Raw genomic sequence first — 18547 nt, 5'->3', positions numbered from 1 at the left:
CCTCCTATTCATTTCTCAATTTCAGACCACGAATCTTTAATCTCTTTTGCAATTCTGGTGCAAATAAAACTAAGGCTAACAAGATTGCATTAAAGAGACGAACCAGATTTTGATCTAGATTTGGAATTTCATAGATATTTAAAATAATCAAGCGGTAAACAATTGCACCGATTCCGATGGATAACAAGCGGCCTCCAATGGTCAAGTCGTGTATCAAGACTTCCGCAATAATCACTGCACTCAAACCAACAACGATGGTTCCTGTCCCAGAAGTCACATCTGAAAATCCATCATTTTGGGCAAACAAGGAACCACATAGGGCAATCAAGCCGTTTGAAATCATGTAACCAACAATCTTCATCGTGTCTACATTGACCCCATTTGCCTCACTCATCGGAATATTGTCCCCAGTCGAACGCAAGACCAATCCAATCTCCGTTTTCATCAAAAGAGTCAAGACCAAACAAACAAGTAGGAGACAGGCCAAACTGAATGAGAAAACAGCTTCTTCATTTGTCAGCCCCAAGCTCGCCAATTGTTTAAAGACAGTTGAAGAATCTCCCAAGGAAAGGTTGGGCACACTGCCCATGATTTTAATATTGATTGAATAAAGCCCTGTCAAGGTCACAATCCCTGTCAAGAGAGCTGGGATTTTCATCTTGGTGTGGAGCATTCCTGATACAAGACCAGCTACCATACCTGCCAGCAAAGCAAGTAAGGTCGCAATCCAAGGATTTGTCCCTGCCTGTATCTGCGATACAACGACAGCTGCCCCCAAAGGAAAGGCTCCTTCAGCAGTCATATCCGCAATATCCAAAATACGGAAAGTCAAGTAAACTCCAATGGCCATAATCGACCACAACAAACCTTCTGATAAACTAGATAATACAAAACTCATCTTAAACCTCCCTATTCCTTGCTTTCCAACTTACTAATATCAATTCCTAGTGCATCTGCCATTTCTTGATTGGTATGCAATTCCAGTTTTTCAGGCAACTCAACTGCTATATTTTCTGGTTTCTCACCTTTTAAGACACGAATCAACATGCGGGCTGTCTGCCGTCCCAATTCTTCATAATTGGTACCGTAGTTATACAAACCACCAACCGCAATCATTTCCGTTGAGCCACCGAATACTGGAACCTTGTGTTTAATAGAAACCTGCTTAACTGTTTCCATGGTTGACGAAATGATATTGTCCGTTGGTACAAAAACCATATCCACTTCTGCCATCAAACTCTCTGCTGCCGCTTTGACATTGTTACTGTCCAAGATTGTTTTTTCAACAACGGTAAAGCCTTTTTCTTCCAGAAGTCGCTTAGCTTCATCCTTTTGGACAACTGAGTTTGGCTCGCTCTGAGTATAGAGGATTCCAATTGTTTTAGCTTTTGGCAACACTTTCTTTATCAAATTGATTTGGGTTGAGATAGCATCTGATGACTGATCACTTGTTCCAGTTACATTGCCCCCAGGATGCTCTCTTGACTCTACCAACTTGGCACTGACAGGGTCTGTTACAGCTGAAAAGATAACCGGTGTCGTTTGTGTTGTATTAGCCAAGCTCTGAGCAGAAGGCGTTGCGATAGCTAGAACGACATCACTAGATTCTGCTAGTTGCTGGGAAATCGTTTTTAGGTTTCGTTGTTCTCCCTGTGCATTTTGCAAATCAATCTCGATATTTTTCCCTTCAGCATAGCCTTGCTTGGCAAGCTCATCCACAAACCCTTCTCTAGTAGCGTCTAAGGACTGGTGGGTAATAAATTGCGAAATACCGATACGAAACACATCTTTTTTCTTATCTGCCTTCAACTGATGCAAACTAATCAGAGAGGTCAAGAGAATCCCCACTACCAAGAGAGGGGCTAGTAATTTTCGAACAACTTTCATAATGAAACTCCTTCTCAGAAAAGATAAAACAAAAAACCGCCTAGATAATATCTAAACGGATGCTTGAAATAAGCTAACAAGTTACAACTTAGCTAGTCCATTTAGATATTCATCTATATGGACCACAATCAAAAATCTTAGCCACATAGATACAAACAAATTGCTTGAACTGTTTGCATCCATGGTGACATGTCTACAAACACTATCTAAAGTAGCTAAAGTAAAAGTTTTGATTCATCGTTACAGCTTGTCTCTTATTCATTTCTTTTTCTGCTTTCTTTTTTGATGTTTCCTATCTTACCACCTTTTTCATCAGCTGTCAAGAATATTTCAGAATTTTTTAAAATTTTTCGAAAATTCTTTCAGGATACTTTCAAAGATTTTTTCAAATCAGTCCAACAAAAAAAGGTTTATAATTCCCATAAAAATTGATATGGAAATTATAAAACCATTATTAGTTTAACCCTTGTTGGTAACGCGCTAATTCGGCTTGGTTAGCCCAAACATAGTGACCTGGACGGATTTCTACCATAGATGGCTTATCAGTCTCATAGTCGTGTTGACTTGGGTCGTAAACCTTCAAGACCTTCTTACGTTCCAAGATTGGATCTGGGATTGGTACCGCTGAAAGCAAGGCTTGAGTATATGGATGAATTGGATTGTTAAACAATTCTTCTGTTTCTGCAACCTCTACAATAACACCCTTGTAAATAACTGCGATACGATCTGAAATAAAGCGAACGACAGACAAGTCATGGGCGATGAAGAGATAGGTCAAACCAAGTTCTTTTTGGAATTTTTTGAGCAAGTTCAAGACTTGAGCACGCACAGAAACGTCCAAGGCTGAAATGGGCTCATCCGCAATAACAAAGTCTGGTTGCATGACCAAGGCACGGGCAATACCGATACGTTGACGTTGACCACCTGAGAATTCATGAGGGTAACGAGTCAAGTGCTCAGCAAGAAGCCCCACTTCACGGATAATATTTTTAACTTTCTCTTTACGTTCTTCTTCATCCTTGAACAGATGATGATTGTAAAGACCTTCAGAAATAATATAATCAACAGTCGCACGTTCATTCAAACTTGCGGCAGGATCTTGAAAAATCATCTGGATACGACGAATCAATTCTGCAGCTTGTTCACGCGATTTCTTACCATTAATCTTTTGACCATCAAAAATGATATCCCCATTACTTGTATCATTAAGACCGATGATGGCACGACCAATAGTTGTTTTCCCACTACCTGACTCACCTACAAGCGAGAAAGTTTCTCCCTTGTTGATAAAGAAGTTAGCATTTTTAACTGCGACAAACTTCTTACTTCCTTCACCGAAGGAAATTTCTAAATCTTTGATTTCTACTAATTTTTCAGACATTTCCTTCCTCCTAGTCAGCCAGATGGGCAAATCCCATTTTTTCACGAATCTTATCATGGAGATTTGCAATCACAGCTGGTTTTTCTACTTTTGGAGCATCCTCATGAAGTAGCCAAGTTTTAGCCCAATGTGTCTCTGATACTGAGAATTGAGGAGCTTTTTGTTCGAAGTCAATTTGCATTGCATAGTCAGAACGCAAGGCAAAGGCATCCCCTTTCAGGTCAGTATAAAGTGACGGAGGTGTTCCTGGGATTGAGTAAAGATCCCCTTTATCATCAGCAAGCTGAGGCAAGCTAGACAAGAGACTCCATGTATATGGATGGCGAGGGTCATAGAAGACTTCCTCAACAGTTCCATACTCAACGATTTCTCCTGCATACATAACCGCTACCTTATCTGCAATACTTGCCACCACACCAAGGTCGTGGGTGATAAAGATTGTTGTGAAATGGTACTCGTTTTGTAAAGATTTCAACAAATCAATAATCTGAGCTTGGATGGTCACATCCAAGGCAGTCGTTGGCTCATCACAAATCAAGACATCAGGTCGGCAGGCAAGAGCAATCGCAATAACGATACGTTGACGCATTCCTCCAGAATATTGGAATGGGTATTCATCAAAACGTCTATCTGCATCTGGAATCCCAACCTTATTCATGTAGTCAATGGCCAATTCTTTCGCTTCTTTAGCTGTTTTTCCTTGGTGTTTTACAATAACTTCTGTAATCTGACTACCAATTGTTTTAATTGGGTCCAAACTAGTCATTGGATCTTGGAAGATAGTCGCAATCTTAGCGCCACGAATTTGTTCCCAATCCTTGTGAGAAGATAAAGCTGTCAAATCTTGACCACGGTAGTCAATGCCACCTTGGGCAATGCGACCATTTTCTTCAAGCATACCTGTGAAAGTCTTTGTCAAAACAGATTTTCCTGATCCTGACTCACCTACCAAGGCTAATACTTCTCCTTCAACTAGTTCAAGGGAAACGCCGCGAATGGCTGTCAATACTTTGTCACGAACGTCAAATTCCACGACAATATCGCGAGCAGTCAAAATTACATTTTTTTCTTTTGTCATTTCTACTCCTATCTATGTGTACGTGGATCACTAGCATCCGCTAAGTTTTGACCAACTACGAAAAGGGATAAGGATACCAAGACAAGAGTTGTCAATGGAATCCAGAAGAGGTATGCATTTGTCGTTACGTTCTGAGAGTAATCTGAAATCAAACGACCTAAACTTGGAACTGTAATCGGCAATCCAAGTCCAAAGAATGAAAGGAAAGCTTCGTATGAGATAAAGGCTGGAAGCATTTGAGATGTCGTCGTAACGATAACAGATACCAATTGTGGCATAATGTTTTTTACAACAATCTTAAAGGTTGGTGTTCCAAGTGTACGTGAAGCAAGGTTATACTCCAAGTCACGATAACGCATGATCTGAATACGAATTGAGTAAGCAATACCAATCCAAGTAGTCACACTCATAGCAAAAATCAGATTCCAGAATCCAGCTCCGATTGAGTAAGTCAAGACAATGACAATCAAAAGAGATGGGATGTTTGAGATGACATTATAAACTTCCATCATCACACGGTCAACTGATTTTGAAATTCCCCAAATACCACCGACAAAAACACCGATAACCAAGTTAATCACTGTCGCAATCACAGAAATGAGGATAGAGTTACGAGCTCCGAACCAGACACCGTCAAAGAGAGATTTACCGTTACTGTCTGTACCGAACCAATGCTCAGCATTTGGCTTGATATAACGAGCACTAAAGTCGTTTACTTTGCTGACATCATTGAAATCAAACTTAGAAAACATTGGGTAGATGAAACTCATCAAAATGATAGCTACCAAGATTCCCAACATGACTACAGTTGATTTCTTCTTCATAAATTGTCTAAACACTGAGCCCCAGTATGAATAGGCTGGCGCATCAATGGCTTCAGAGGCAAAATCGTCACGTTTTACGAACTGAAATTTTTCTTTATCGATTGTAGACATTATTTGCCTCCTTTCTCAGTCAATTTAATACGTGGGTCAATAATAGTCATCCAAATATCTCCCAAAAGAAGTGAGAAGATAGAAATACATGTAAAGATGAAGACAAGACCTACGACCATAGAGTTATTAGATGCTTTTACAGAGTCAATCAACATTTTACCCATACCTGGGAAAGCGAAGACTGTTTCAGTAAGGGTTGCACCACCGATAACCCCGATAACAGCACCAGGAATTCCTGAAACCAGCGGAACCATGGCATTTTTAAAGATGTGTTTGTTTGAAATTTCTTTTTCAGACAAACCTTTTGCACGAGCAAAACGAACAAAGTCCTGTGATTGCAAGTCAATCATGTAACGACGAATCCAAATAGCTGTACCAGGAGCACCCAATAAACCAAGGATAACTGCTGGTAAAACATACGAACGCCAATCTCCAGCACCCAAGATAGGGAATGAATCTGGAAGACCAATTGATGATCCAATCAAACGAACAATGTAAACCAAGGCAATGGTTGGAAGGGCCATCAAGAAGGTCAAAAAACCTGTTGAGAAGCTATCAATCCAAGTATTCTTGAAGCGAGCCATAGCTGAACCAAGTGGCACGGCAATCGCATAAGAAATCACCAAACCAATCAATCCAACGACTGCAGAGCTAGCAATCATAGAAGGATATTGGTAGTTGCTTTCAGTTGCAGTATATGGGTCATCTTTCCCATAGTTAGCTACTTCACGAGAATCAGCCTGACTAGGCGATTTGTAGGTTCTTGAGTAGATATTAACTGAAGATGTTTTCTTACCAGTTGGGAATTGCACTTCTGATGTCTTAGTTTGACCTTGTCCTTGTGTGATAACTTGAAGCACAGGAGTATTAGCATAAGTTGGATATGAATCACCCAAATTCAAGTTCACAAAGTTTTGGTGAACAAATGGGAACTGACTATTGAAGTACAAGAGGTACTTGTGTTTAGTCCCTGAACCTACCAGAGACCAGCCGATAGCGGGATCATTTTCAAAACGCAAATAACGCTCCAAATTTGGATTTTCTGGGTCCTGAATCTTGTTTGTGTGGTCGATATCAAGCAAGTTTGCATAGAATTTAAACACACGTTCAAAAATTGGAATTTCACGTGTAGCGTAGAATTGGCCACTTTCAGTAAATTCTCCCAGGGTCCAACCATGACCGATTTGTTTGATGTATTTTTCATAGATAGCCTTGTTGGTATCATTGGCTTCAACTGTTACAGAAGCATCCATCTGGCTAGCTTTTTCTTGCAACTCTTTGGTATCGTAGTACTCGATATAGCCCATACGCTCATAAACGGTATTCTCATAGTTATCACGTTTATCAGCAGTTGTAGCAATCTTGTTATAGTTGGTATCCTGTTTGAAAATCAATTTTCGAGGAACCATTGTATAGATAATCGTGTAAGTCAAGGTTGTTACTAAGAAGATAGAAACCAATGACCGCAAAACACGCATAAAAATATATTTTTTCATATCATTTCCTTTAAAAATCCCAAAAGAACCTTCTCCTCATGGAGAGAAAGTTCTATTGAAAATTATTTACTTCACATGACTTGCCAATTCTTTTTGAGCTTTCTCGTTTGACTCAGTCTTTTCTTTCAACCATTTTTCACGAGCTTTTTCATACTCTTCTTTGGTGATTGCTTTTTCACCAACTTCAGTGTACTTCAAGTATCCTGAATTTTCACCTTTAAGGCCGGCTACAGAATATGAAGAGCTAAATGGTAGAACTTTTGAAACATATGAAACGGCTGTTTCTTTAGGAGAAGGCATTACTGGAATTGTCAAAGCATTATCAGTCAACCAAGCTTGTGCCACCGCGTATTTTTCATAACGTTTTTGAACATCTTGGTTTTCGCTGTTTGCGTCATCAAGTAATTTTCCATAGTCAGCTAAACCAAGTTTGCTTACTACTGATGCATCTGTGTTTTGGTCAATACCAAGGTAAAGACGAGTGCTTCCTCCCTTAAGGACGAATTGATCCAAGAAAGTAGAAGGATCTTGATAGTCCGGGTTCCATCCTAGCAAGGTATGGATATCCCAGTCTTGCTCTTTAGCTGTTGGAGCGCTAAATGAAATTGGTAAAGCTTCTGCTTGAGTCATTTGTTGTAAGTCTACAACAACATTATCTGAACCCAATACTTTTTCAATTGATTGTTTCAATGATTGAACACGGTTTACAACCGCTGTTGATTCTTGGATAACCAAGGCATCCAAGTGGATTGGGAATTCAACACCTTCAACTTGTAGGCTTGATTTTGCTTTAGCAAAGACTTCTTTCGCTTTTTCTTCATTGTAAAGTCCATTTTGAGAATCTGCTAGAGACACGTTTGACCAAGTAGAAGAATTTGTCTTAGCCAAGCTATCTTGTACCAATTCACCAAATGTTTTCTTACCAACTTGAAGATTATAAGGTGCAAACGTATTACGGATGGCTACTGCAGCTCCATCAGTACCATTTGTTTGAGCTGAGTAAGAATTGCGATCGACAGCAAAGTTCAAGGCTTGACGGAATTCCTTGTTTAGCAATGCTTTCTGAGTAGATGTCTTTTGAGCATCACTTGTTTTGGCAGTGTGGTTATAGGTTGTACGGCCATAATTCAAGCTGACAGTTGCAACACCCGCACCTGGTTCATTAAAGTAAATGTTATCTTTAAAGTCAGCTGCATATTTTTCATATGTAGAACTTGTAGGGAAGATACGGGCCTTGCTATATTGACCATCGGCAAAACCTTTAGCAATCACATCTTGGTCCTTACCATCCCAGAAAGTGAACTTAACGTTCTCAATTTTTACATTTTCTTTGTCCCAGTAAGCATCATTTTTAGCCATCTCGATAGATGATTTTGGAGTTACAGATTTTAAGACAAATGGACCGTTATAAAGAATAGAGTTAGCATCGGTTGGGGCACCAAAACCTTCCCCTTTTGAAGTTAAGAATTCTTCATTAACCGGCATCAAAATACCACTAGTGGTCTTGTCATTCCAGAAAGTTTCTGGCTGGTTCAAAGTATATTCTAGTGTTTGATCATCAAGCGCTTTTACTCCAACGGTTGAAAAATCGCTTGTTTCACCCTTGATATAGGCTTCTAATCCCTTAATAGAAGAGCTAACGATTGAAAGTCCTTTTGATTTTCCATCTACGGCGTGTTTCAAACCAGTAACGAAGTCTTTAGCAGTTACAGGAGCGTATTCTTCTCCCTCTGCTGTCACCCATTTAGCATCCTTACGGATTTTATAGGTATAAGTCAAACCATCTTTTGAAACTGTCCATGATTCAGCAATAGAAGGAACCAGGTTACCATATTTATCATTAGCCAACAAACCATCTACAGCATTTGTTGTGACGAATGATGTTGAATCGATATTGCTGACGATATAATCCAAGGTTTCTGGATCTGTTTGATAAACATATTGGTAATCTTTTGCTAATTTAGCATTATTTGAACTAGTGTTTGAACACGCAGCTAGAACTCCTGACGCTAATAAGGTAGCTCCCGCTACAGCAAGCACTTGACTTTTTTTCATTTATTTACTCCTCTTATAAATAAAGTATAGGTTATCATCAATTATATCATAGATTTCAAGAAAAGTAAACGAATTTTCAGAATATTTAGGCTTATTGATACAAAAAATCTGAAAAAGCTATTGACTGAAAATCATTTTCAAGGTATAATAATAAACGTTAAGGCGGTATAGCCAAGTGGTAAGGCACGGCTCTGCAAAAGCTTGATCGTCGGTTCAAATCCGTCTACCGCCTTCTTTAACTTGATTTATCAGGTTTCATTTAAACAGAAAGCCCAATTTAAAGGGCTTTTTTCTTTTTCCTTGAATAAATACGTATAACTTTAAAAAACTTTTGGGGCAAGTTTGGGGCTGAGTCTTTCGAGGACACAATTTCCTTTTGAAATCAACTGAAAAAAGCTTTGTCACGCCTGGTGACAAAAGCCTCTAGTTTACTCTGTTTCTTCTTCTATTTCAACTTCGGTAATTTGGACTTTTACCTTGGTAACACGTCCATTTTTCACTTTATCATTGGTTAGGATAAGCTGTTTGTTTTGGCTGACTAATTCATAACTGAGTTTCTCAGTCGTTGGAATGGTCCCCACTCCTGTCAAATAGTAACCAGCGATGGTATCAACATCATCACTTTCCAGTTCAACATCAAAGTAGTCATTAAAATCATTGAGATTCATGGTACCTTGAACGATATAAGTATCTTCTCCAATTTTATGAACTTCGATTTCAGCCTTATCTGTTTCGTCATCGATTTCCCCAACGATTTCTTCTAAGAGGTCTTCTAGGGTCACCAAACCAGCCATCCCACCGTATTCATCCAGCAAGATTGCCATTTGTCTTTGGGTATTGCGCAATTCTTTTAACAAGTCATCCACAAAAATAGTTTCAGGAACAAAAAGTGGATCTTGTAAGATTTTCTTCCAAACAATATTGTCAAAACCGTCCACAAAGCCCGCATTAAGGAGACTCTTGGTGTGAATGATCCCAATCACGTTATCCTTATCCCCATCATAGACAGGGATACGAGAATAATTTTGTTTTAAAATACTTTGGATGATGGTTTGACTATCATCCTGAATATCGACCATAAAGGCATCTGTTCGAGGAACCATAACTTCTCTGGCCATTAATTCGTCCAGTGAAAAAATCCCTTGTAACATTTCAATTTCGTCAGCATCTAGTGTTTCTTCACTATTTGTCAGCATGTACTCAATTTCATCACGGGTCATTTTTTCGTCAGCATCGTCAAAGGTCATAGGAGTCAAGCGACTCAAGAGATTGGTAGATGCAGATAAGAGCCAAACAAAGGGACTAACTAGTTTCCCCAATCCAATAATAACTGGCGCTGTACGAATCGCTAAGGCATCCTTTAGATTAAGAGCGATTCTCTTAGGATACAATTCCCCAAAAACGATGGAAATATAAGTCAAAAATGCTAAAGACAGAAAACTTGCAACGGCATAAGATGTTTCACCATTTCCAAGCCAAGATGCAATTTCTCGTCCCAGAGTGTCTGCCAAACTCGCCCCTGATAAGATCGTAATCAGGGTAATCCCTACTTGAATGGTTGATAAAAAGTGGTTAGGATTTTCTAGTACCTTCAACAGACGGATATAGCGTCTATCTCCTTCTTCTGCCTTTTGTTCAACCCGCGCACGGTTAAGTGAAACCATGGCCATTTCTGTGGCTGAGAAAAAGGCATTTAATACCGTCAAGATAAACAATAAAACAAATTGTAGCAACAAATTCTGACTACTTGGGTCTTCCATAGTTCTTCTCCTAAAATAGTATCTTATCCTCTATTATATCACAAAATATAGTCTAGTACATATTACATATTATTTTTTCTCATACTCTTCGAAAATCTCTTCAAACCACGTCAGCTTTATCTGCAACCTCAAAGCTGTGCTTTGAGCAAGCTGCGGCTAGCTTCCTAGTTTGCTCTTTGATTTTCATTGAGTAACAGTATCTATTGTAGTCCTGCTTAAACTAGTAAGAAAGAACTCCTATATCGACAAGTGACATAGGAGTTTATTTTGTATTTTACTGAGTAACAGTCACTTCTCCAGTTCTGTAATCCAGTTGAAGCCCCTTTTGAACATTGGGAACTAGAACATTAAATTCCAATTCTCCGTCTGAAGACTTGGCTTCAATCTGTGAAGCTGAAGGAACTAAATCCTCGTTTGAAGCATAATAAAGAGTTACACGGTAACGGACACGCTTGTTTTTATCCAAGGCCTTACGTACCATGCTTTCATAGTAGTTTTGACCAGTCGAATCCTCGGCTTGCGCCTGATTTGCCCAGGCTGTTTGAACAGCAATGTTTTTAGGATTGCTTGTCGAGGCATCAAAACCATCCAAGCCACCGATTAAGGCATAGCCTAACAAGTGACCTCTATCGACCGCATGGGTATAAGTACCCTTTAGATTCTTAACCTGATGCCAGCCTGGAGGAGTCCAAGACGTCGAACCATTCCCAGTTTCTTCACGATTCTTGTACTGACGAGTAGCCTTAGACAAGAGGGCATTTGCTACGGTTGGTACCGTTTCCTTGCCCACTGTCTTTGTTTTATTATCAGCGTAGGGCTTACTTGAAACCTTGGCATTTAGGTTTGTTTTATTACCATTGACGATAAAAGCACCTGATCCGTTCCACTCCAGACTCCCTTTTACTTGGCTTTTGACTGCGTCTGTTAAGACACTTTCTGCCAATTCTTGACTAGGCGCGTCTGGTGATTGACTTTTCTGACTCATTTTTGTCTTAGCAGCCTGATTGCCTAGTTCAGTCTGCTTAATATAATAGCTCCCCGCTGATAAGAGCAATAACACTAGCAAGCCAATCAGTGTCTGTCTTGTTTTTTTGTTCATATTTCTCCTTATCTTTAGAAAAAGGCTGGTCTCCCAGCCTAATTTCCTGTAAATTTATGAATCAATTCCTGCCATTTTGCTGGAGACAGGATAGCCCATGGGTCTTGACCCTTGCCCAAGATTCCATAGCCTACCATTAGACCGATTCCTAGGGCTAAAACCCCTAAAATCAGTACTATGATGACTAGAAGTAAACGCTTGATTACGTAGCTTGATTTCTTATTCATCTTCATCACTTGCCTCAATCCGCTGAATCTTAGCACCTAGCTGCGCCAACTTCTCATGGAAACGGTAGTAACCTCTATCCAAGTGAACCAATTTACCAACTACAGTTTCTCCTTGTGCTACCAAACCTGTCAAAATCAAGGCTGCACTGGCACGAAGGTCAGTTGAAAGAACTTCTGCTCCCTGCAAAGCCTGTCCACCAACAATACGAGCTGTATCACGGATAATCTCAGAGTGCAAGCCCATGCGACGCATTTCTTCTAGATGTTGGAAACGATTTTCAAAAACTGTCTCTATCATAGTTGATTCCCCTTTTGCGACGGTCATCAAGGCTGTAAATTGAGCCTGCATATCTGTTGGAAATCCTGGGTGGGGCAAGGTTTTCACATGAACAGCTTTTAAATTTTCTAGTTGAGAGCGAACTCGAATTCCTTCAGTCTCCTCTGTCACTTCCACTCCCATTTCAAGCAATTTGGCAATCAAGGGACGGTTGTGCTCCCAGACAGCGTCTTTAATCAAGACATCACCACCAGTCATGGCAGCAGCTACCATAAAGGTTCCTGCTTCGATACGGTCTTGGACTACATTGTGAGTCGTACCATGAAGTTTCTCAACACCGGTAATGGTAATGGTCTCTGTACCAGCACCCTTAACCTTAGCTCCCATTTCATTGAGGAGAATGGCTAAGTCAACAATCTCAGGCTCACGCGCAGCATTTTCAATCACTGTCACCCCATCAGCTAGGGTCGCTGCCATCATCAAGTTCTGAGTAGCACCAACACTTGGGAAATCCATATAGATATGAGCTCCATGTAAGCGATCAGCCTTGGCTTCGATGTAACCAGCTGTCTGACTAATCTTAGCCCCCATAGCTTCTAGACCTTTCAAATGAAGATCAATAGGGCGGCTACCAATCGTACAACCACCTGGCATGGATACCTTAGCATGACCTACACGGGCAAGAATTGGTCCCAAGACAACGATAGATGCACGCATCTTGCTGACATACTTGTAAGGAGCTTCCTCAGTGATATCACCAGTCGCGTCCACCTCAACAAGATGAGCTTCTTCATTAAAATCCACCTTGGCATTCAAACCACGAACCACCTGATTCATAGTGAAAACATCTGACAAGATAGGAACATTCTGCAAGACGGTCTTTCCTTCACTTGCTAGAATAGTCGCTGCCAACAAAGGCAAGACTGCATTCTTTGCTCCTTCGATCGTAACACTTCCTACCAGACGATTATCGCCACCTTGAACCACAATTTTTTCCATACTTATTTCCTTTACTCTTGATTTTATAATAGTCCTCTAAGCGCTTCTTGCCACAACTGATACAGGCTGATAAAGAAAGAACTCATGATGTAGCCCATTACAATGCTAAAAAAGGCTACTAATAAACGAACTTTTCCTGTGTTCTCAGCTGTCACTTTTAAGACTTTTTCCCATCTAACAAGATTCTTTAAAAGGTAAAAACTCACATAAATAAAGAGCATGTGACTGCTTAGAGTGAATAATAATTGAACCATTTGACTATTATACCATCTTCTCTGTTTGTGCGCTAGTTTGGAAACTTAACTTAAAACTAGGGATTGTTTTTCAAGTAATCAATTGCATCTTGTAGGGTTTTAACAGGCACGATTTTCATATCCGTCTTGATTGTTTTAGCTGCTTCTAGGGCTGTTTGGTAGTTGTTTTTAGCATCAGGATGTGCTGTCTTTTCTTCTTCGCTAACAGGATTATCAGGTGCAAAGAAAATCGCGGCACCTTCTCTAGCTGAAGCTACAACTTTCTTATCAATACCTCCAATGTCCCCCACATTACCATCGCGGTCAATGGTACCTGTACCGGCAACGATACGGCCATTTCTAAGGCCAGGGTCAGCTATTTGGGTATAGATGGCCAGACTAAACATGAGACCAGCACTTGGTCCGCCGATACCAGCTGTTGAAAAGCGAATTGGGACATCACTGGTCACTTCCGTACGGTCAATCAAACCGATTCCAATCCCATTTTTGCCATTTTCTAGAGTAATAATTTTTCCTTCTGCAGACTTGGTTTGCCCATCCTCTTCATAGGTGACCTTGACGGAGTCCCCTAATTTTTGAGAATTGACATAATCAATCAAATCTTTGGAACTGTCGAAGGTCTGATCATTGACTGCTGTGACCGTATCAGAGATGTTGAGAATCCCTTTAAAGGTTGAATTATCTGTCACAGTCAAAACATAAACCCCAAGATATTTGAGTTCAATATCCTTACCAGCTGTTTTTAACCCTTGATACTTGGCCATGTTTTGTGATGTTTGCATGTAGAATTGATTGATCCGAATAAATTCAACATCGGAAGAGCCACCTGTAGTCTCTTGGGCACTACGAATATCTGTAAAAGGCGTCAACCAAGCATAAATCATATGGGCTAAAGTAGCGTGCTGGACACCAACCGTAACGAATTGATAGGCCCCAGCTTCCTTATCTTCTGTGTCATTTACTTTAAGAACTTGGCGAATATCTTCCGAACCACCTGGAACCTCTATATAATAAGGCAAGGGCACTACAAATGCCAAGAAAGTCACAATCAAGGCCGCAATGACATATAAGGGCCATCTAATCTTTTTTTTCATTTCTTATTTCCTCCAAAATACTATCAGGAACATAGCAGGCAACATCCTGACCAAACTTCAAAAGCTCTCTAACACCAGATGAACTGATATAGAGATGTTCAGGTCGGCTATGTAAATAAATGGTCTCTATATCAGGAGACAGCTGATGGTTGTAATAATCAAAACTGGCTTCATATTGCAAATCCGCCGCATTTCTCAAACCCCGCACTAGACAAGTAGCCCCTAGCCTTTTTGCGACATCAACCACCAATTCATCATGAGAAGACACGACTGCAACATTTTCCAAATGTTTCACAGCCTTTTCTAGCCCCCGTTTACGATTTTCGATAGGGAGAAATCCTTGTTTGTGGGGATTAAAAAAAATACCCACATAGAGCTTATCAAAGAGTTTGCTAGCCCGTTCAATCATATCCTGATGCCCATTTGTCATCGGATCAAATGAACCTGTGAATAAGCCAATCTTATCTGACATAGACTGTCACCTTACTAATTCCATAAATTTTTTCCTTCCAGATGCCCAGGCAGGCAATTTCTTCTGGAAGTTCAACGGCCTTATCCGTCTCACACACGACCATGACATCTTCAGAAAAAAGCTCTCTCTCAGCCATTTTTTCGATATCTGCTACGATTTGTTCCTTGGCATAAGGAGGGTCTAAGAAAATAAGGTCGAAAGGCCCGGACACCTGCTCCAAGGCTCGTTCCGCATCCATCTTGAGGAGCTGAAATTTTCCACCTTCCTTGGTCATCTGGATATTTTCAGCCACGATAGCCTGAGCCTTACGGTCTCGCTCCACCAAAACAGCACTGGCCATGCCACGCGATACTGCTTCGATAGATAATCCACCACTACCTGCATAAAGGTCCAAGACCCGTCCCCCTTCAAAGTAGGGACCAATCATGTTAAAAATAGCTCCCCTAACCTTATCCGAAGTGGGTCTCGTCGTCTTGCCTTCTAGCGTCTTGAGGGGACGTCCCCCATAGATTCCTGATACGATTTTCATACCGTTTATTATACCAAATTATGGGCGAAAAGAGAAAGAAAACCGAACCTTACGGTTCGATTCTCTACAAAATATTTTCGTAAGTATCGCGAACTTCTTGAGGCCAAACACTTGTTTGCACTTCTCCGATGTGTTTCTTGCGAAGTAGGAACATAGCCATACGAGATTGTCCAATTCCTCCACCGATTGTCAACGGGAATAGGCCATTCAATAGAGCCTTGTGCCATTCCAATTCTAAACGATCTTCATCACCTGTGATGGCAACCTGACGGCGAAGCGTTTCTTCATCTACACGGATTCCCATAGAAGACAACTCAAAGGCTCCACCTAAAGACTCATTCCAAACAAGAATATCGCCATTAAGACCCTTGTAGCCATTTTCAGACTCACTTGTCCAGTCATCGTAGTCTGGTGCACGTCCATCGTGCGGTTTACCGTCTGGTAATTCACCACCGATACCGATCAAGAAGACGGCTCCAAATTCTTTACAAATAGCATTTTCACGCTCTTTCGGTGTCAAGTCTGGGTAGCGTTCTACCAACTCTTCTGTGTGGATAAAAGTGATTTGTTTTGGCAAGATTGATTCGATGTCATAGCGGGCTTCAACAGCTAGCTCAGTAAGGCGAATAGCCTTGTAAATCTTCTCAACTGTTTCTTTTAGATAAGCGATATTCCGTTTACCATTTGGGATAACTTTCTCCCAGTCCCACTGGTCAACATAAACAGAGTGGGTCGCATCCAGCGAATCTTCGTCTGGACGAAGGGCCTTCATGTGGACGAAGAGACCTTCACCCTCACCGAAACCAAAACGGGCCAAAGTATGGCGTTTCCATTTAGCAAGTGAGTGCACAACTTCATAAGTAGCATCAGGGATTTGGAGAACCTTGACCGATACGGCATTCTCCACACCTGATAAATTATCCTGCATCCCGTCGCCGACCCTGCTCAAGATAGGACCTTGAACTTCGACAACTTCTAACTTATCTTTCAAATACTGGGTAAAAGTGTTTTTGACAAAGGAAATCTCTTCTTGTTGATGGATAAAACTTTTCTTCATAAACTACTCCTCAAAAAATTAATTAAAAGCATTATACACCTATTTCCAAGAAAAGAAAAGAGCAAATACGAAAAAAATCAGTGCTCCTTCGAACACTGATGTTAGGGACCTTCTAGTCATTGCGACCAAAGATACGTAAAATACTTAGGAAAAGATTGATAAAATCAAGATAGATACTAAGAGCCATTGACACAACCCAACCTGTCGCTACACGACCTTGTGATTGCTCATAGGCATAGCGAATTTTTTGGTTGTCCCAAGCAATCAGCCCTGAGAAAACCAAAACCATGGCTACGCTAATCATATAATCAAAGAAACCACTAGCCAAGAAAATATTAACTACCATGGCAATCAGCAAACCGATAAGAGCCGCCATCATAGCCCGACCAAGGCCACTCAAATCTTTCTTGGTGAACATGCCAACTGCCGCCATGACAAAGAAGAGAAGGGCGCTCGACACAAAGGCAGATAAAACTGTACCTGGAGTATAGAAGGCCACCACAAAACTGAGGGTAAAGCCGTTTAATACAGAGTAAAGTAAAAATACTGGAAGAGCAGCTGGACTATTCTTTGAAGCCATACTGCTGGCAACAAAGACCAGAGCTAGCTCTGCTAAGGTTGCAATGGTCAACCAGAGGCGTCCCTGCATCAAAAAGTAAACCAACTGAGATTGAAAGACCGTCAACATAAGACCTGATACTAAAGCGGATAATCCGATCCCCAGACCAACAAAGGCATAGACTTTAGCGTAAAATTGATTGAGACCTGCGCGGTCGTGAATAATAGTGTGATTCATCTTTTCTCCTTTTCTATGAACATCTTTCCTTGATTATAACAAAGAAAGTTAAAATTAGCTTAAATGGAAAATTAAAATACCGGCCGCAACGGCAACATTGAGACTCTCGGCCTGCCCCTTCATGCTAATATGGACCAATTGATCTGCACTTTCAGCCATGAGGGAACTAATTCCTTGACCCTCATTTCCCATGACTAGTACAAAATTTTCTATAGGAGGCAGTTCTCTGTAATCAACAGAATCTTTAGATAGGGTTGTCGCCAGCACATGTATACCTGCCTTTTTAGCTTTCTCGAGAAGCACTTGATTAGACATCCGGTAAATAGGCAGATGAAAATGACTGCCTTGCATGGAACGTAAAGTCTTGAGACTGTAGGTATCTGCCGATTTATCTGAAACAATCACTCCAGTAAAACCTGCTGCATCCGCAGTTCGAATGATCGTTCCCACATTACCAGGATCTTGCACATCTTCCAAAAACAAGAACTTGCCCTGACTAAAGTCAGTTTGTTCTACTTCTTCTTTTTGAACCACCGCAACAATTCCCTGTGGAGTCTGAGAATCCGCCAAATCTAGCAAAATATCCTCTGATACCCAGACAGTTTGCGGAAAAGCAACTAACTGTTCTCGATAACTTTCTAGGGCAAAGATTTTCTCAATCGTCACTCCAGCTTGAACAGCTTCTTCAAACAAGTGCCAGCCTTCAATCAAATAGGCAGACTTGCGGTATTTTTTTTGGTGTAATTTCTTGGCATTTTTTACCACAGAATTGGCTTTTGAGGTTATAATAGTCATAGAAATATTATAACACAATCAAAGGGGTTTGGTATGCAAAAGGTTAGAATGATTGCCCAAGGTAGGGTACAGGGTGTCGGCTTTCGTTGGGGTGTTTACAGCTTGGCACTTGAAATTGGTGGCATAACAGGTCGAGTCTGGAATAACGACGATGGCACAGTGGAAATCTTAGCCCAAGCAGACTCATCTGCTACCATGGCAAAATTTATCCAAGAAATCCGGAAAGGACCGACGCCTTTTTCAAAAGTCAGCTACTTAGATGTCAAACTGAGCAACTTTCCTCCCTATCCTGACTTTAAAATCGCAAATTAGGTCTCTAGAACTATTGTATATTTTGTAAAAAAACAGTAGAATAG

19 protein-coding genes and 1 tRNA gene are annotated in these 18547 nt (G+C 40.7%); 2 read left to right on the top strand and 18 right to left on the bottom strand.

The window, feature by feature from the left end:
* Positions 1-4: 4 nt before the first annotated feature.
* The 7 genes from B7699_RS02130 to B7699_RS02100 form a co-directional block, all read right to left on the bottom strand.
* Positions 5-898 (bottom strand): ABC transporter permease, encoded by an 894-nt coding sequence (locus tag B7699_RS02130; RefSeq protein ID WP_000011439.1) that lies wholly within the window; start codon positions 896-898, stop codon positions 5-7.
* 11 nt (positions 899-909) lie between these two features.
* Positions 910-1887: an ABC transporter substrate-binding protein gene (locus B7699_RS02125; protein ID WP_024057377.1), complete on the bottom strand. Its 978-nt coding sequence runs from the start codon at positions 1885-1887 to the stop codon at positions 910-912.
* 454 nt (positions 1888-2341) lie between these two features.
* Positions 2342-3268 (bottom strand): ATP-binding cassette domain-containing protein, encoded by a 927-nt coding sequence (locus tag B7699_RS02120; RefSeq protein ID WP_001291284.1) that lies wholly within the window; start codon positions 3266-3268, stop codon positions 2342-2344.
* A gap of 10 nt (positions 3269-3278) precedes the next feature.
* Entirely contained in the window at positions 3279-4346 is a 1068-nt protein-coding gene (locus tag B7699_RS02115; RefSeq protein WP_084927004.1) for an ABC transporter ATP-binding protein, read from the bottom strand.
* A gap of 8 nt (positions 4347-4354) precedes the next feature.
* Positions 4355-5281 carry an oligopeptide ABC transporter permease OppC gene (gene oppC, locus B7699_RS02110; RefSeq protein ID WP_004255894.1) on the bottom strand — a complete coding sequence of 309 codons (927 nt, stop codon included), beginning with the start codon at positions 5279-5281 and terminating at the stop codon, positions 4355-4357.
* Positions 5281-6777: an ABC transporter permease gene (locus tag B7699_RS02105; protein WP_020902008.1), complete on the bottom strand. Its 1497-nt coding sequence runs from the start codon at positions 6775-6777 to the stop codon at positions 5281-5283. The genes oppC and B7699_RS02105 overlap by 1 nt, the downstream gene beginning before the upstream one ends.
* Before the next feature lie 66 nt (positions 6778-6843).
* The gene (locus B7699_RS02100) at positions 6844-8832 is read right to left on the bottom strand and encodes a peptide ABC transporter substrate-binding protein (protein WP_084927003.1); all 1989 of its coding nucleotides are present in this window, start codon (positions 8830-8832) and stop codon (positions 6844-6846) included.
* Positions 8833-8993: 161 nt separating this feature from the next.
* On the opposite strand from B7699_RS02100, the gene B7699_RS02095 reads away from it, so the two are divergent.
* Positions 8994-9064: transfer RNA gene (locus B7699_RS02095), tRNA-Cys, on the top strand.
* 196 nt (positions 9065-9260) lie between these two features.
* Here B7699_RS02095 and B7699_RS02085 read toward each other — a convergent pair.
* From B7699_RS02085 to B7699_RS02035, 11 genes are all read right to left on the bottom strand, one after another.
* A complete protein-coding gene (locus tag B7699_RS02085; RefSeq protein WP_000390027.1) occupies positions 9261-10592 on the bottom strand; it encodes a hemolysin family protein in 1332 nt (443 codons plus the stop codon).
* A 274-nt stretch (positions 10593-10866) separates the two neighbouring features.
* Positions 10867-11691, bottom strand: coding sequence for a DNA/RNA non-specific endonuclease (locus B7699_RS02080; RefSeq protein WP_084927002.1), 825 nt, complete (start codon positions 11689-11691; stop codon positions 10867-10869).
* Positions 11692-11729: 38 nt separating this feature from the next.
* Positions 11730-11918 carry a DNA-directed RNA polymerase subunit beta gene (locus B7699_RS02075; RefSeq protein ID WP_050234055.1) on the bottom strand — a complete coding sequence of 63 codons (189 nt, stop codon included), beginning with the start codon at positions 11916-11918 and terminating at the stop codon, positions 11730-11732.
* The gene (gene murA, locus B7699_RS02070) at positions 11911-13194 is read right to left on the bottom strand and encodes a UDP-N-acetylglucosamine 1-carboxyvinyltransferase (RefSeq protein WP_084927001.1); all 1284 of its coding nucleotides are present in this window, start codon (positions 13192-13194) and stop codon (positions 11911-11913) included. Before murA ends, B7699_RS02075 begins: the two co-directional genes overlap by 8 nt.
* Positions 13195-13217: 23 nt before the next feature.
* A complete protein-coding gene (locus B7699_RS02065; RefSeq protein ID WP_000250399.1) occupies positions 13218-13448 on the bottom strand; it encodes a DUF1146 family protein in 231 nt (76 codons plus the stop codon).
* Between the two features lie 56 nt (positions 13449-13504).
* Positions 13505-14542: a SepM family pheromone-processing serine protease gene (locus B7699_RS02060; protein WP_000727271.1), complete on the bottom strand. Its 1038-nt coding sequence runs from the start codon at positions 14540-14542 to the stop codon at positions 13505-13507.
* Positions 14526-15014: a pantetheine-phosphate adenylyltransferase gene (gene coaD / locus B7699_RS02055; protein ID WP_084927000.1), complete on the bottom strand. Its 489-nt coding sequence runs from the start codon at positions 15012-15014 to the stop codon at positions 14526-14528. Before coaD ends, B7699_RS02060 begins: the two co-directional genes overlap by 17 nt.
* Positions 15004-15543, bottom strand: coding sequence for a 16S rRNA (guanine(966)-N(2))-methyltransferase RsmD (rsmD, locus tag B7699_RS02050; protein WP_084926999.1), 540 nt, complete (start codon positions 15541-15543; stop codon positions 15004-15006). The genes coaD and rsmD overlap by 11 nt, the downstream gene beginning before the upstream one ends.
* A gap of 64 nt (positions 15544-15607) precedes the next feature.
* Complete coding sequence (asnA, locus tag B7699_RS02045; RefSeq protein ID WP_000748003.1) at positions 15608-16600, bottom strand: aspartate--ammonia ligase; 993 nt, start codon at positions 16598-16600, stop codon at positions 15608-15610.
* Positions 16601-16712: 112 nt separating this feature from the next.
* Positions 16713-17396 (bottom strand): Bax inhibitor-1/YccA family protein, encoded by a 684-nt coding sequence (locus B7699_RS02040; protein ID WP_084926998.1) that lies wholly within the window; start codon positions 17394-17396, stop codon positions 16713-16715.
* Between the two features lie 54 nt (positions 17397-17450).
* Complete coding sequence (locus B7699_RS02035; protein WP_004255844.1) at positions 17451-18191, bottom strand: TrmH family RNA methyltransferase; 741 nt, start codon at positions 18189-18191, stop codon at positions 17451-17453.
* 33 nt (positions 18192-18224) lie between these two features.
* On the opposite strand from B7699_RS02035, the gene B7699_RS02030 reads away from it, so the two are divergent.
* Positions 18225-18503: an acylphosphatase gene (locus tag B7699_RS02030; RefSeq protein WP_001174616.1), complete on the top strand. Its 279-nt coding sequence runs from the start codon at positions 18225-18227 to the stop codon at positions 18501-18503.
* The last annotated feature ends 44 nt before the right edge of the window (positions 18504-18547 follow it).

It is taken from the genome of Streptococcus mitis (assembly GCF_002096835.1).
Lineage (GTDB): Bacteria > Bacillota > Bacilli > Lactobacillales > Streptococcaceae > Streptococcus > Streptococcus mitis_W.
Note: the sequence above shows the minus strand (reverse complement) of the source record. Positions and strands in the feature narration are given on the sequence as shown.

What these genes read in the sequence shown, in the direction of transcription:
- B7699_RS02105 (WP_020902008.1), bottom strand. Translation starts at nt 6,777, where the DNA reads ATGAAAAAATATATTTTTATGCGTGTTTTGCGGTCATTGGTTTCTATC.
- B7699_RS02080 (WP_084927002.1), bottom strand. Translation starts at nt 11,691, where the DNA reads ATGAACAAAAAAACAAGACAGACACTGATTGGCTTGCTAGTGTTATTG.
- coaD (WP_084927000.1), bottom strand. Translation starts at nt 15,014, where the DNA reads ATGTCAGATAAGATTGGCTTATTCACAGGTTCATTTGATCCGATGACA.
- murA (WP_084927001.1), bottom strand. Translation starts at nt 13,194, where the DNA reads ATGGAAAAAATTGTGGTTCAAGGTGGCGATAATCGTCTGGTAGGAAGT.
- B7699_RS02030 (WP_001174616.1), top strand. Translation starts at nt 18,225, where the DNA reads ATGCAAAAGGTTAGAATGATTGCCCAAGGTAGGGTACAGGGTGTCGGC.
- B7699_RS02040 (WP_084926998.1), bottom strand. Translation starts at nt 17,396, where the DNA reads ATGAATCACACTATTATTCACGACCGCGCAGGTCTCAATCAATTTTAC.
- B7699_RS02100 (WP_084927003.1), bottom strand. Translation starts at nt 8,832, where the DNA reads ATGAAAAAAAGTCAAGTGCTTGCTGTAGCGGGAGCTACCTTATTAGCG.
- B7699_RS02115 (WP_084927004.1), bottom strand. Translation starts at nt 4,346, where the DNA reads ATGACAAAAGAAAAAAATGTAATTTTGACTGCTCGCGATATTGTCGTG.
- asnA (WP_000748003.1), bottom strand. Translation starts at nt 16,600, where the DNA reads ATGAAGAAAAGTTTTATCCATCAACAAGAAGAGATTTCCTTTGTCAAA.
- B7699_RS02060 (WP_000727271.1), bottom strand. Translation starts at nt 14,542, where the DNA reads ATGAAAAAAAAGATTAGATGGCCCTTATATGTCATTGCGGCCTTGATT.
- oppC (WP_004255894.1), bottom strand. Translation starts at nt 5,281, where the DNA reads ATGTCTACAATCGATAAAGAAAAATTTCAGTTCGTAAAACGTGACGAT.
- B7699_RS02125 (WP_024057377.1), bottom strand. Translation starts at nt 1,887, where the DNA reads ATGAAAGTTGTTCGAAAATTACTAGCCCCTCTCTTGGTAGTGGGGATT.
- B7699_RS02120 (WP_001291284.1), bottom strand. Translation starts at nt 3,268, where the DNA reads ATGTCTGAAAAATTAGTAGAAATCAAAGATTTAGAAATTTCCTTCGGT.
- B7699_RS02130 (WP_000011439.1), bottom strand. Translation starts at nt 898, where the DNA reads ATGAGTTTTGTATTATCTAGTTTATCAGAAGGTTTGTTGTGGTCGATT.
- B7699_RS02085 (WP_000390027.1), bottom strand. Translation starts at nt 10,592, where the DNA reads ATGGAAGACCCAAGTAGTCAGAATTTGTTGCTACAATTTGTTTTATTG.
- B7699_RS02075 (WP_050234055.1), bottom strand. Translation starts at nt 11,918, where the DNA reads ATGAATAAGAAATCAAGCTACGTAATCAAGCGTTTACTTCTAGTCATC.
- B7699_RS02065 (WP_000250399.1), bottom strand. Translation starts at nt 13,448, where the DNA reads ATGGTTCAATTATTATTCACTCTAAGCAGTCACATGCTCTTTATTTAT.
- rsmD (WP_084926999.1), bottom strand. Translation starts at nt 15,543, where the DNA reads ATGAAAATCGTATCAGGAATCTATGGGGGACGTCCCCTCAAGACGCTA.
- B7699_RS02035 (WP_004255844.1), bottom strand. Translation starts at nt 18,191, where the DNA reads ATGACTATTATAACCTCAAAAGCCAATTCTGTGGTAAAAAATGCCAAG.